This is a genomic window from Allobosea sp. 2KB_26 (assembly GCF_052115715.1).
Lineage (GTDB): Bacteria > Pseudomonadota > Alphaproteobacteria > Rhizobiales > Beijerinckiaceae > Allobosea.
This window is the reverse complement of record NZ_JBFRHE010000004.1, coordinates 126,393-139,010: the sequence shown is the minus strand read 5'-3', so window position 1 is coordinate 139,010 and position 12,618 is coordinate 126,393. Positions and strand designations below refer to the sequence as shown.

Annotated in this window: 8 protein-coding genes and 1 pseudogene; 7 read left to right on the top strand and 2 right to left on the bottom strand. The window is 65.1% G+C overall.

Features of this window, described 5'->3' with window-relative positions:
* Window positions 1-10 precede the first annotated feature (10 nt).
* From iolD to iolB, 3 genes are read left to right on the top strand one after another with little or no spacing between them, the layout of a single operon-like run.
* Window positions 11-1,849 carry a 3D-(3,5/4)-trihydroxycyclohexane-1,2-dione acylhydrolase (decyclizing) gene (iolD, locus tag AB4099_RS14105; protein WP_441478522.1) on the top strand — a complete coding sequence of 613 codons (1,839 nt, stop codon included), beginning with the start codon at window positions 11-13 and terminating at the stop codon, window positions 1,847-1,849.
* Between the two features lie 18 nt (window positions 1,850-1,867).
* Window positions 1,868-2,767, top strand: coding sequence for a myo-inosose-2 dehydratase (gene iolE / locus AB4099_RS14100; protein WP_441478521.1), 900 nt, complete (start codon window positions 1,868-1,870; stop codon window positions 2,765-2,767).
* 14 nt (window positions 2,768-2,781) lie between these two features.
* Window positions 2,782-3,582, top strand: coding sequence for a 5-deoxy-glucuronate isomerase (gene iolB, locus AB4099_RS14095; RefSeq protein WP_113515631.1), 801 nt, complete (start codon window positions 2,782-2,784; stop codon window positions 3,580-3,582).
* Between the two features lie 57 nt (window positions 3,583-3,639).
* Here iolB and AB4099_RS14090 read toward each other — a convergent pair whose 3' ends face one another.
* Complete coding sequence (locus tag AB4099_RS14090) at window positions 3,640-3,864, bottom strand: hypothetical protein (RefSeq protein WP_441478520.1); 225 nt, start codon at window positions 3,862-3,864, stop codon at window positions 3,640-3,642.
* 636 nt (window positions 3,865-4,500) lie between these two features.
* On the opposite strand from AB4099_RS14090, the gene AB4099_RS14085 reads away from it, so the two are divergent.
* The 4 genes and pseudogenes from AB4099_RS14085 to AB4099_RS14070 all read left to right on the top strand — a co-directional run bounded on the left by AB4099_RS14085 (window position 4,501) and on the right by AB4099_RS14070 (window position 10,257).
* Window positions 4,501-5,097 (top strand): TetR/AcrR family transcriptional regulator, encoded by a 597-nt coding sequence (locus tag AB4099_RS14085; protein ID WP_441478519.1) that lies wholly within the window; start codon window positions 4,501-4,503, stop codon window positions 5,095-5,097.
* Window positions 5,098-5,259: 162 nt separating this feature from the next.
* Entirely contained in the window at window positions 5,260-6,417 is a 1,158-nt protein-coding gene (locus AB4099_RS14080; RefSeq protein ID WP_441478518.1) for an efflux RND transporter periplasmic adaptor subunit, read from the top strand.
* A pseudogene (locus tag AB4099_RS14075) lies at window positions 6,414-9,568 on the top strand (efflux RND transporter permease subunit). The gene AB4099_RS14080 and the pseudogene AB4099_RS14075 overlap by 4 nt, the downstream one beginning before the upstream one ends.
* Before the next feature lie 137 nt (window positions 9,569-9,705).
* Window positions 9,706-10,257 carry an NADPH-dependent FMN reductase gene (locus AB4099_RS14070; RefSeq protein ID WP_113515636.1) on the top strand — a complete coding sequence of 184 codons (552 nt, stop codon included), beginning with the start codon at window positions 9,706-9,708 and terminating at the stop codon, window positions 10,255-10,257.
* A 140-nt stretch (window positions 10,258-10,397) separates the two neighbouring features.
* Here AB4099_RS14070 and AB4099_RS14065 read toward each other — a convergent pair whose 3' ends face one another.
* On the bottom strand, window positions 10,398-12,302 hold the full coding sequence (locus AB4099_RS14065; protein WP_441478517.1) for an FUSC family protein: 1,905 nt from the start codon (window positions 12,300-12,302) through the stop codon (window positions 10,398-10,400).
* Window positions 12,303-12,618: the final 316 nt, after the last annotated feature.

Sequence of the window (12,618 nt, the reverse complement as noted above, 5' to 3'; positions counted from 1 at the left end):
GGAACTCCCAATGGGTACGATCCGCCTCACCATGGCGCAGGCACTGACACGCGCCATGCAGGCACAGAAGACGGTGATCGACGGCAAGACCGTACCGATCTTCGCGGGCGTCTGGGCCATCTTCGGGCACGGCAATGTCGCCGGACTCGGAGAGGCGCTGCATGCCGCTCGCGACACGTTGCCGACCTATCGCGCCCATAACGAGCAGGCCATGGCGCATGCTGCGATCGCCTTCGCCAAGGCTTCGCGCCGGCGTCGGATGATGGCGGTGACGAGTTCGATCGGCCCCGGTGCCACCAACATGGTCACGGCCGCCGCCGTCGCGCATGTCAACCGCCTGCCGCTGCTGCTGCTGCCGGGCGATGTCTTTGCCGGGCGCCTGCCCGACCCCGTGCTGCAGCAGATCGAGGATTTCGGCGACGGCACGGTCTCCGCCAATGACTGCTTTCGTCCGGTCTCGCGCTATTTCGACCGACTGACTCGGCCGGAGCAGCTGATGCCGGCCTTCGAGCGGGCCATGGCCGTCCTGACCGATCCGGCCGAATGCGGGCCGGTGACGCTGGCGCTCTGCCAGGACGTACAGGCCGAAGCCTATGACTATCCCGAGAGTTTCTTTGCCGAGCGGCTCTGGACGCCACGCCGCCCCCGCCCGGACGAGCAGGAGTTGGCCGATGCAGTCAGACTGCTCAAGGCGGCGAAGAAGCCACTCGTCATTGCCGGCGGTGGCGTACTCTATAGCGGAGCCGAAGCCGCGCTCGCCGAATTCTGCGAGGCGCACGGCATTCCCGCCGCTGAGACGCAGGCCGGCAAGAGCAGCCTCGGCGCAACCCACAGGCTCAATCTCGGCGCCATCGGCGTCACCGGCACGGCCGCTGCCAATGCGCTGGCGCGCGAGGCCGATCTGGTGCTCGCCATCGGCACGAGGCTGCAGGATTTCACCACCGGCTCCTGGGCACTCTTCGCCAACCCGGCCTGCCGGATCGTCGGACTGAACACGCAGGCCTTCGATGCCGGCAAGCACCGCGCGCTTCCGCTGGTCTGCGACGCCCTGGCCGGCCTCTCCGAGCTGGCTACGGCACTGGCGGGGCATCGCGCCCCGGCGGCATGGACGGAGCGGGCGGAATCCGAGGGCAAGACCTGGCTTGGCCTCGCCGCGCGCTACACTGATCCCGGCAACCAGCCCCTGCCGAGCGATGCGCAGGTGATCGGCGCCGTGCAGCGCTGGAGCGAGCCGTCCGATGTCGTGCTCTGCGCCGCCGGCGGACTGCCTGGCGAGTTGCACAAGCTCTGGCAAGCCGGCGCGCCCGGCGGCTACCACATGGAATACGGCTATTCCTGCATGGGCTACGAAATCGCCGGCGGCCTCGGCGTCAAGATGGCCGATCCGAGCCGCGAGGTCGTCGTCATGGTCGGCGACGGCTCCTATCTGATGATGAACTCCGAGATCGCGACCTCGGTGATGCTCGGCCTGAAGCTGACGATCGTCCTGCTCGATAATCGCGGCTACGGCTGCATCAACCGGCTGCAGAATGCGACGGGCGGCGCCTCCTTCAACAACCTGCTGCGCGACACCCGCCACGAGACGCTGCCCGCAATCGATTTTGCCGCGCATGCCGCTTCGCTCGGTGCCGTCGCCACGAAGGCCGGAAGCCTCGCCGAGCTGGACGAAGCGCTGCGTGCCGCCCGCGCGCATGCGCGGACCAGCGTCGTGGTGATCGATACCGACCCGCTCGCCTCGACCGATGCCGGCGGCCACTGGTGGGATGTCGCGGTGCCGGCAACCTCATCGCGCGCCGAAGTCCGGCAGGCGCGCGAGCGCTATGAGACCGCGCTGAAGTCACGCCCCTGATCCGAAGGACAGTTTTCCATGCCCATCCGCATTGGTGCCAACCCGATTGGCTGGTCGAATGACGATCTCCAGGAAATCGGCGGCGCGACACCGCTCGAAACCTGCCTCGCCGAGGCACGCGAGGCCGGCTTCACCGGCATGGAGCTTGGTCACAAGTTCCCACGGCAGCCGGCAGCGCTGAAGGCGGCTCTCGCCCCCTTCGGCATGGACTGCATCTCGGGCTGGTATTCAGCTGAACTGCTGCAGCGCGACGCCGACGAGGAGATGCGCCATCTGCGGCCGCATCTCGATCTGCTCAAGGCCATGGGCTCGACCGCGCTGGTCTTCGCCGAGACATCGAATGCGATCCATGGCGACCGCTCGAAACCGCTCTCACAGCGCCCTGTGATGAGCGCGCAGGATTGGGCCGAGTTCGGCCGGCGGATCACGCAGGTTGCCGAGCGCACGCTGAGCGAGGGCGTCCGGCTGGTCTATCATCACCACATGGGCACGATCGTGCAGAGCGAGGCCGATATCGACGCCTTCATGGCGGCGACGGGTTCTGCCGTGCATCTCCTGCTCGATACCGGCCATGCCACCTGGGGTGGCTCGGACCCAGCCGCGCTCGCCGCGCGCTATCGCGAGCGGATCAGCCATGTCCACGCCAAGGACGTGCGCCCGCATGTCATGACGCAGGCAGCGGCGGAAGGCTGGAGCTTCCTTGACGCCGTTCTCGGCAAGGGCAGCGATCTCGGCATCTATACCGTGCCGGGCGACGGGATGATCGATTATCCCGCAGTGTTTCGCGCATTGCCGGGCTATTCCGGCTGGGTCGTGGTCGAAGCCGAGCAGGATCCGGAAAAGGCCCATCCGCTGACCTATGCCAAGAAGGGCGTCGCCCATCTCAAGCACAGCCTGAAGGAGGCCGGGCTCGTCTGAGGCCCGGATGCGCCATGTCGAAGCTGCTCGTCAAACCATCCGCCCCAGATCAGGACGGCCGCATCCATCACGTCACCCCGGAATCGGCCGGCTGGGGCCATGTCGGCTTCGACGTCCACCGGCTTGCCGACGGACAGGTGCTCGAACGGGAGACCGGAGACCGCGAGGTTTGCGTCGTCCTGCTGTCGGGGAAGGCCGCGGCCATGGTCGAGGACACCGATTTCGGCATCATTGGCGGGCGATCCTCGCCATTCGAACCCGACCCCTGGTCGCTCTATGTCCCGGCCGGGCTGCGCTTTGCCGTGACGGCGCAGGGTCCCTGCGAGCTGGCGATCTGCTCGGCACCGGGAAACCCGGGCTCAAAGCCGCGGGTGATCGCGCCAGGGGATGTCGGCTGCATGACCCGCGGCAGCGGTACGAACACCCGCCATGTCCGTAATATCCTGCCCGAGACCGAGCCCGCCGATGGCCTGCTCGTCGTCGAGGTGATCACCCCGTCAGGCAACTGGTCGAGTTATCCGCCGCACAAGCATGACCAGGACAGGCTGCCGCAGGAATCGCTGCTGGAGGAGACCTATTACCACCGGCTCTCGCCGCCCCAGGGCTTTGCGCTGCAGCGCGTCTATACCGACGACCGTTCGCTCGATGAGACGCTCTGCGCCGAGGATGGCGATGTCGTGCTGGTGCCAAGGGGCTATCATCCGGTCGCAGCACCGCACGGCTATGAGCTGTATTATCTCAACGTAATGGCGGGTCCGAAGCGGGTTTGGAAGTTCGCCAACGATCCGGCCCATGAGTGGATCGTCAAGCCCTGAACGGTCAGACGCGGCGGGTCGCACGAATGCAATCCGCCGCTTGCGATGACCGCGGGCTCAGCGGCGTTTTCGGATGTCCCGCAAGCGTTCGATGTCGGCGCAGAGACGCTCGGCGATCTCCGGTGGATATCGACGCAGCACCCGGCCCCGTTCCAGCGAAGGCAGCCATAGCAGATAGTCGACATCCCGCTCGTGGCACCATTCCGGCGACGAGATTGCGACCATCTGCCCGGCCAGTTCAGACCAGATCATACGTTCCCCGCTGCCGTTATCCTTGGTCATACCCAGCCCCCCGCTGGAGATTCAGAACAGCGTTACCTGATACTTGTTCCAATCACCTAGTACTTTAACCAGTCGAATCCTTGCGTTACTCCTCTCTCAGAGAGCCTGGCGTGAAACTTCTCGAAAATACTTGAGAACCTGAAACCCCGATTTCGACGACGAGCCCCATCGGCGACGACAGCTCCGCCGCAAGTCAGGACCGATTCAAATATACCATCCAATGACCAGGAGTACGGTTTCCCCGGTACAAGTAAATCATAACGTTCGTAAAATTCCAGAGCATCATCTCACCGGGTTGATGAATATCGCTTCGGGTATCGTTTCAGATACTCCCCCTCCTTGTGCGGAAGCTGCGGGCCGCGCGACTTCCATCCGCCTGAGAGGATCGTCTCGCGCCGCCGCCGACATTGCGCCATGTTCGGCATGACCCTTGGCCAGGCCAGCATCTCCCTTTGCGTAACAATCTCGTGAGGATGGCCGTCGCCAAGCGATCGCGTGCGCCCTTGCGTCCCGCGTCACGCTGAAATATCCTCACTTGTAGATTTTATAACAATCATCCGAGCAATGCCCCGATCCGACCGATCCACTTCCCCCGTTCCAGCTCCGCGCCCTCGCGGTCGGCGGCTCAAGGACCAGATGCCGGGCCGCGAGGCTCTGCTTCTCGCTGCGACGAGCGCTTTTGCGCGTCATGGCTATGACAGCGTCGATCTGCGTAGCCTGGCCGCTGCCGCCAAGGTCGACCCTGGGCTGGTGCGTGTGCATTTTGGCGGAAAGGAAGGGCTCTGGCTCGCGAGCATCGACCATGTCGCCTCGTATACGACGCAGTTGCACGCCGAGATCCGACGTCTGACGGCCGAGACACGCCCAGTCAGGGAGCGAATGAGCGATGCCATCCGCCTGATGGTGCTCTTCCATTTCAGCCACCCGGAACTCGGCCTCTTCATCGCGCAGCAAGCGCGGGAGAGCGGGGCGCGACTGGCCGCCCTCAAGGAGCGCCTGCTTCGTCCAGCACTCGATGCCTTCATACCGCTTCTCGACCAGGCGGTTCGCGAAGGTGTCACGCATGCGAGCGACCCCTTCATCGCCTTCTCGATTCTCGCCGGCGCATTCTTCTGGCCCTCGACCGCGCCCGACCTCGTTCAATCCCTGTCCGCGAGCCCCATGGATCGCAGCCAGTTTCAGGAGCACTTCCTTGAGAATCTCATCGCCGTATTCCTCTCCAAGCCCCACTAGCGAGAGGCCTTCCCAGCCTCATGCTCCCGCACGTGCGATGAAGGCCGCCCGCGATTCCGGCGGGCAAGACTTGTGGTTTGATGCGGGCCTCGCTCATGGAAGACTGCACGATGCCCCGACGGCGAACGCGCCGCGACCTGCACCATTGGAAGGATGCGACGGATGACCACCTCCACGCCGCGGCGCCGTTTCGCGCTCTTCTGCCTTGCCTTCATCTGGCCGCTGCTTGGCGCAGCAACCGTGGCCCGGGCGCAGGGGGCTGCGCCCCCGCCCCAGGTGACCGTGGTCGAGGTCAAAGCCGGTAAGGTCCCGCTGACATTCGAGTATGCCGCACGCGTCGAGGCCTCGCGGGAGGTTCAGGTCCGGGCCCAGGTTGGCGGGATTCTGCTGAAGCGGAATTTCGTCGAGGGCGCCGAGGTCAAGGCCGGCGACATCCTCTTCGAAATAGACCCGAGGCGCTACGAGGCGGACGTCGCCAAGGCCAAGGCACAGCTCCAGCAGGCGGAGGCACAACTCGCCCAGGCGACGCGCGATGCCGAACGCTATACGCGGCTGGCCCAGAGCGGCTCCGGTACGGAAAAGGCGCGCGATGATGCCCTCTCCGCCAAGGAGCTCGCGACGGCGTCGGTCGCCGTCGCCCACGCCGACCTGAACGTCGCAGAACTCAATCTCGGCTACACCAATGTGAGGGCGCCGATCAGTGGGGTCACGAGTCGCGAGGAGTTGCCCGAGGGCAGCCTGATCGGCACCACGGGCGACAGCAGCCTGCTCACCAAGATCACCCAGCTCGACCCCGTCTATGTCATCTTCAACTCCAGCGAGAGCGAAGTTGCCGAGGTGAGGGCACTGCTCGAAGCACAGGGCATCTGGGAGCGTGCCGGAGAGGTCCTCTCTGTCACGCTCACCTATGGCGATGGCCGCGTCTATGCTCAACCTGGCGTGATCGATTTCGCCTCCTCCGGCCTTGATCCGGAAACCGGGACGCTGCGGCTGCGTGCCGTTGTCCCCAATCCCGAGCATCGCCTGCTGCCCGGCCAGTTCCTGCGCGCGATCGTGATGGGGGTCGTTCTCAACGACGCCATCGTCGTTCCGCAGGCTGCCGTCTCGCAGGGGCCCCGCGGACAGTTCGTCTACACGGTCGACAGCCAGGGGAAGGCCGAAGCCCGCCCGGTCGTACTCGGACGTCAGGTCTCTGACGGCTGGATCGTCACCTCAGGCCTCAAGCCCGGCGACAAGCTGATCACGGAAGGGATTATCAAGGTTCGTCCCGGCGCTCCGGTCACGATCGCCGCCGCGGCGCCCGGAGCTGCCAAGCCATGAATCGCTTCTTCATCGACAGGCCCGTCTTCGCCGCCGTCATCTCGATCGTCATCGTGCTTGCCGGCATCGTCGCGATCCGCGTGCTTCCGATCGCGCAATATCCCGAGCTGACGCCGCCGCAGATCGTCGTCAGCGCCACCTATCCCGGCGCCAGCGCCGAGACGATCGCGCAGACGGTGGCAGCGCCGCTCGAGCAGCAGATCAACGGCGTCGAGGGCATGCTCTACATGCAGTCCTCGAACTCCAGCAGCGGCCAGATGTCGCTGACGGTGACATTCGCTCAGGGCACCGATCCCGATCAGGCAACGATCAACGTCAATAATCGCGTCCAGCGCGCGACGCCGACCTTGCCGCAAGAGGTCACCCGGCTCGGCGTGACGGTCAGCCAGCGCTCGACCTCCATCCTCGGCCTCGTGGCGATGTATTCGGAGAACGACCGCTTCGACACGACCTATGTCGGCAACTATGCCCTGCTGAACGTCATTGACGATCTGAAGCGCATTCCCGGCGTCGGCGACGCGGCATTGCTCGGGCAGCGAGACTACTCGATGCGGATCTGGCTGAGCCCCGACAAGCTCGCCCGCTACGGCCTGACGACGACCGATGTCGCGGCAGCCATTCGCGAACAGAATGCCCAGTTCGCAGCCGGCCGCTTCGGCGATGAGCCGAACGACCCATCGACCCCCTTCACCTATTCCGCCACGACCCAGGGGCGTCTCCCGGATGCCGAGGCGTTCGGCAACATCATCCTGCGCTCCGACATCAACGCGGCGACGCTCAGGCTCAAGGATGTGGCGCGGGTCGAGCTCGGATCGGCCAGCTATACCGTCGACAGCAAGCTCAACGGCAAGCCTGCGGTGCCACTCGCGGTCTATCTTCAGACCGGAGCGAATGCGCTCTCGACCATGGAGGCGCTCAAGAGCCGCATGGAAGAACTGAAGCAGTCCTTCCCGGAGGGCATGGCCTACAGCATTCCCTACGACACGACGAAGTTCATCCAGGTCTCGATCGAGGAGGTGGTCAAGACCTTCGTCGAGGCCATCGTCCTGGTCATCCTCGTCGTCTTCCTTTTCCTGCAGAACTTCCGGGCCACGCTCATCCCGGTCATTGCCGTACCGATCTCGATCATCGGCACCTTTGCCGGCATGTACATGTTCGGCTTCTCGATCAACCTGCTCACCCTGTTCGGCCTGGTCCTCGCCATCGGCATCGTGGTCGACGACGCGATCGTGGTTCTGGAAAACGTCGAGCGAATCATGGCGACAGAGCATCTGTCGCCGCGAAGGCTTCGATCAAGGCGATGGGCGAAGTCACCGGACCGGTCATCGCGATCGTCCTGGTGCTGTGCGCGGTCTTCATCCCCGTGTCGTTCATGGGCGGGCTGGCCGGTGCGATGTACAAGCAGTTTGCGGTCACGATCGCCCTGTCGGTCACGATCTCGGGCATCGTCGCGCTGACGCTGACTCCGGCCCTGTGCGCACTGATCCTGAAGCCCGGCCATCAGGAGCCGGCACTGCCGTTCCGGCTGTTCAACCGCTTCTTCGACAAGCTGACGAGCGGCTATGTCTCCGGCGTCGGCTTCCTCATCAAGCGCTTCGCCATCGGCCTCGTTCTCTTCGCCGTGCTCATCGCCGGCACCGGCATCCTGTTCCGGATCGTTCCGGGCTCGCTGGTTCCAGACGAAGACCAGGGCGTGCTGCTTGGGGTGGCCATCCTGCCTCCGGCCGCGTCGCTGAACCGCACCGTGGCCGCGATGGATGAGGCCGCCACCAATATCGGCAAGCACCCGGCCGTCGAGAATGTCTTCGCCATTTCGGGGTTCGACCTTCTCTCCGGCAGCGAGCGGACCAGTGCCGCCACGACCTTTGTGACGCTCAAGGACTGGAGCGAGCGCAGGACCCCGGACCTCGATGCGCGCAACCTGGTCAAGACGTTCACCGGCATGAATATCGGGATCAAGGACGCCATGGTGCTGTTCTTCAATCCGCCGCCGATCAGCGGGTTGAGCACCACGGGCGGATTCGAACTTTATGTGCAGGACCGCACCGGAGGCGGCGTCCAGTCGCTCTCTGCCGCCACCGCGCAACTGGTCGAAGCCGCCGCGAAACGTCCCGAGCTGGCCGGCGTGCGCACGACCTTCGACACCGGCGTTCCCCAGTACCGCCTCGACCTGGACCGCGACATGGCCAAGGCGCTCGGCGTGCCGATCAGCTCCGTCTTCGAGACGATGCAAAGCACGTTCGGCAGCCTCTACGTCAATGACTTCACGCTCTATGGGCGCAACTACCGCGTCAACCTGCAGTCCGAGGCCGCTTTCCGTCAGGCGCCGAAGGATCTCAAGCAGGTCTTCGTGCGCTCAAGCAACAACAAGATGGTGCCGCTCGATACGCTGGTGAAAGCCGTGCGCGTCGCCGGTCCCGACCAGTTCGAGCGCTTCAACGCCTTTGCCGCCGCCAAGGTGATGGGCAACCCGGCGCCCGGATACACGTCGGGCGCGGCGATCGCGGCGATGCAGGAGGTGGCGCGCGAGCTACCGCAGGGCTTCCAGATCGCCTGGACGGGCTCGGCCTATCAGGAGCTCGCAACCAGCGGAACCGGCTCGCAAGCCATGATCTTCGGCATCATCATGGTGTTCCTGATCCTCGCTGCGCAGTACGAGAAATGGACCCTGCCGCTGGCTGTCATTCTCGCGGTTCCGTTCGCGCTGTTCGGGGCGCTGCTTGCGGTCTGGCTCCGCGGCCTGACCAACGACGTCTACTTCCAGATCGGCCTTGTCACGCTGATCGGTCTGGCCGCCAAGAACGCCATCCTGATCGTCGAATTCGCCGTTCTTGTGCGCCAGGAGGGCATGAGTGCCGCCGACGCTGCGCTCGAAGCAGCGCGGCTGCGCTTCCGACCGATCGTGATGACCTCGCTCGCCTTCATTCTCGGCGTCGTTCCGCTCGCGATCAGCAGCGGCGCGGGCTCCGCGAGCCGGCACTCGATCGGCACGGGCGTGATCGGCGGCATGTTGGCTGCGACCTTCATCGCCACCTTCTTCATCCCGATGTTCTATCGGCTCATCGACTGGCGCGCGCCTCGCCCTGCCAAGGATGCAGGGCCGGCGGCGAATGCCGAGGTGACGGCGGAGAAGGCTGGAAGCTCGATCTAAGGTTCGGACCAGTCCTTGGACCGGTCCCGCAATCACCCTGATCACGTTGGCGCGCGGCCAGGATGATCGTGCGCGACAAATCGGGTGGCGGGAACTAGGCTCGACGCCGCAACCAGCACGATGTGATGGGACAAACCATGAGCGAATTCAGAATTGCCGTCGTGATCGGCAGCCTTCGGCGTGATTCCTTCAACCGCAAGCTTGCCACGGCCATCGCCAAACTGGCCCCGCCGGAGTTCAGGTTCCATCAGGTCGCGATCGGCGATCTGCCGCTCTACAATCAGGATGACGACGCCAACCAGGCCCCGGTCGTGAAGCGGCTGAAGGCCGAGATCGCCGGCTCCCAGGGCGTCATCTTCGTCACGGCCGAATATAACCGTTCCATCCCCGGCGTGCTGAAGAACGCCATCGATCAGGCCTCGCGGCCCTATGGGCAGAGTGCCTGGGCCGGCAAGCCGGCCGGTGTTCTCGGCGTGTCGGTCGGCGCTATCGGAACAGCGATTGCGCAGCAGCATCTGCGCAATGTCCTCGCCTATCTCGACATGCCGACACTCGGACAGCCGGAAATCTTCATCCAGGCCAAGGATGGGTTGTTCACCGAGAGCGGCGAGATCGGTGAATCCAGCCGGGCTTTTCTGCAAGGCTGGATGGATGCCTATGTCGCCTGGGTGAAGAAGCACTCAGCCTAACGCGACCTCTCTGGGAAAGTTTAAGGACGACATCCCGGCTCTGTGCCGCTGAAGCGGCCTGACCGGAATGAGCGCCGAGCCTACGCGGCATCGCAGGTCCCAAGGCGAAACCAGCGCAACGCGGCCTCCTGCGCGCGCCATTAGGCGTCGGTGAGAAAGGGCTCCGCCTGCCGAAATGCCGCTGCGGCCTCCTTCATTGCGCGTGCGGCCTCGGCATTCGCGAGCTTTCGCGCGGCCTCGTCGAACAATTCCGGTCTGGGCGTTTCCGTCCTGAACCGCCCCAGAGCTGCGAGCCCCTGCGCAATCAGCCGCCGATCCTCGTCCCCGAGCCTTCCCTCAGACATCAACCGCTGCAGCGCCGTCGCCGCGATGCCGAGATTGAGCACGCCAAGCAGGCCATGCGCAGCGCCGCAATCGCCTTCTCCGGCTCTGGCGAGGTGCAGAGTGAGGCGCATGATCTGCCGGGTCATGCCCTGATCCCAGCTTGCCCCGCGCCTGGCCTGCGGATTGGCGAGGAGCCGCTCGAGGTCTCGCCGGATATCCTCGCGGGTCCTTGCCGCGTGCCGGTCATGCCTGCGCGGCAGCAGAATGAAGCTGCTTGTCACCAGCACCGCAGCGGCGACAAGCGCGCCGGCCTCGCTCAGGATTGCGGCGGGTCTGGTGACGGCCGGCAACACCGCCTGGCTGGCCAGGAGAAAACACATATTGGCGTCGATCGCCGCGATTGCCGTCCTGCGGCTCGCGCGCGCCAACCCTCCAAGCAGGAGGAACGGTGCCACCGAAACCAACAGCTCGGGCACGGTCTGGACATGCGGCTGCACGCCGAAGCGATAGATCAGGGCAGCCGCCACCCCAGCCAGCACCCCCTTCAGCATATGCGGTGCAATGGCCTGCGGCTGCGCCAGCGAGCCCAGGACCATCGAGAAGATGCAAACTCCCAGCGCTGCCAGTTCCGCCACCGGCCAGTTTGCAGCATAGGCCGCAGAGCCAGCCAGCCAGGTGGCCAACCCCGACACCGCGCCAGCGGTCGTGCCCAGCGACCAATCGCCATGAGGATTGCGCAGGAAGGCCGGCACCCGGCCGGAGAGCTCATCTCCGGCCTGGCGGTCCGCACGCAGTGCGGTGTCTGCTGCGACCAGCCCCCGCAGACTGTCCGACAGGCGGGGATCCAGCCCTTCGCCAAGCGGCGCCTCCCCTTCCGCCTCTGTCTCCCGCTCGAAATGTCGCGCCAACCGGTCAAGTTCTGCCCGAGCCCTGGCGATGGTCTCCCCCGACGCTTCCCGCGACGCAGCTGCGCGCCCTGCCGACATCACCAACAAGGCGGCCGCGACCAGTGCATCGACGCGCTTGCGACGCCGCGAGCCCCGCAGCGAGCCTGCCGTCATCTGATCCGCCGCCTGGGTGACGCTGCTCATCTCGGCGAGAAGTTGCTGTTCTGCTACGGCAAGCTGCTCCTGCGGAACGCCCTCGATCACCAAGGCTGCGAACCGCACCGCTTGGCCGGCCATCAGCCGCGCCCGAGACATGAGAGCAGAACGCGATGCTGCCGGTGTGAACAGCGCCGTGACCAAGGTCACCACGGCCACCCCGATCAACGTGCACTCAACCCGTGCAATGGCGATGTCCCAGGATCGTTCGGGAGAGAACACCGTTGGCAGGATGACGATGGCCGCGGTCATACCGCTCATCAGGGCGCCATAGGCGGTGACGCCGCGCAGCACATGCGTCAGCGCCGTGTTGAAGCCGACCCACAGACCGAGCGCGAGCAAGAGAAAATAGTGGTTGGGAATCAGATGCAGCAGACCGAAGCCGACGGCTGCACCTATCAACGTTCCGAGAATCCGAAGAAAGCCACGGGCGAACAAGAGCCCGCGCGAGGCTTGCGCCACGACCCAGACCGGCATCGCGGCCCAGTAGGCGTTGGTGATATGAAGCGACGATGCGAGAGCAAATGCGAGCCAGGCGGCAAGAGCCAGCAGCCCTGCTTGCCGGAGGGCGGCACGATCCAGTCCCAACCCGAGCAAGCGCGAGGATCTCACGGCCATTGCTTGCGGACGTCCTGAGCAGCCTTCTTCAAGCAGACCTCATGTCGGTCGGTTGCCCGGCACCAAGCCCGGCGCGCGTTCAAGCCACCATACCGCATCAGGCCAGTGGAGTGCACAACGCGCGCCTTGCTCGGCTCAGCCCCACGACACTTCCGGTAAGTGAGCAGGCGGCACCGATCAACCCGTGTCGGTCGGCACGACCATGTCGATGACTGAGGCGGGCGGTTTCAAGCGTGGGCAGATTGGAGCTGCACCAATGATAGTGTAGGGTTTGCGACTACGGGTTGCGCGGGCCGGCCTGCTACTGGTGGCGGGC

Coding starts and splice junctions, on each gene's coding strand:
- AB4099_RS14080 (WP_441478518.1), top strand. CDS start 5,260: ATGACCACCTCCACGCCGCGGCGCCGTTTCGCGCTCTTCTGCCTTGCC.
- AB4099_RS14090 (WP_441478520.1), bottom strand. CDS start 3,864: ATGACCAAGGATAACGGCAGCGGGGAACGTATGATCTGGTCTGAACTG.
- iolB (WP_113515631.1), top strand. CDS start 2,782: ATGTCGAAGCTGCTCGTCAAACCATCCGCCCCAGATCAGGACGGCCGC.
- iolD (WP_441478522.1), top strand. CDS start 11: ATGGGTACGATCCGCCTCACCATGGCGCAGGCACTGACACGCGCCATG.
- iolE (WP_441478521.1), top strand. CDS start 1,868: ATGCCCATCCGCATTGGTGCCAACCCGATTGGCTGGTCGAATGACGAT.
- AB4099_RS14065 (WP_441478517.1), bottom strand. CDS start 12,302: ATGGCCGTGAGATCCTCGCGCTTGCTCGGGTTGGGACTGGATCGTGCC.
- AB4099_RS14070 (WP_113515636.1), top strand. CDS start 9,706: ATGAGCGAATTCAGAATTGCCGTCGTGATCGGCAGCCTTCGGCGTGAT.
- AB4099_RS14085 (WP_441478519.1), top strand. CDS start 4,501: ATGCCGGGCCGCGAGGCTCTGCTTCTCGCTGCGACGAGCGCTTTTGCG.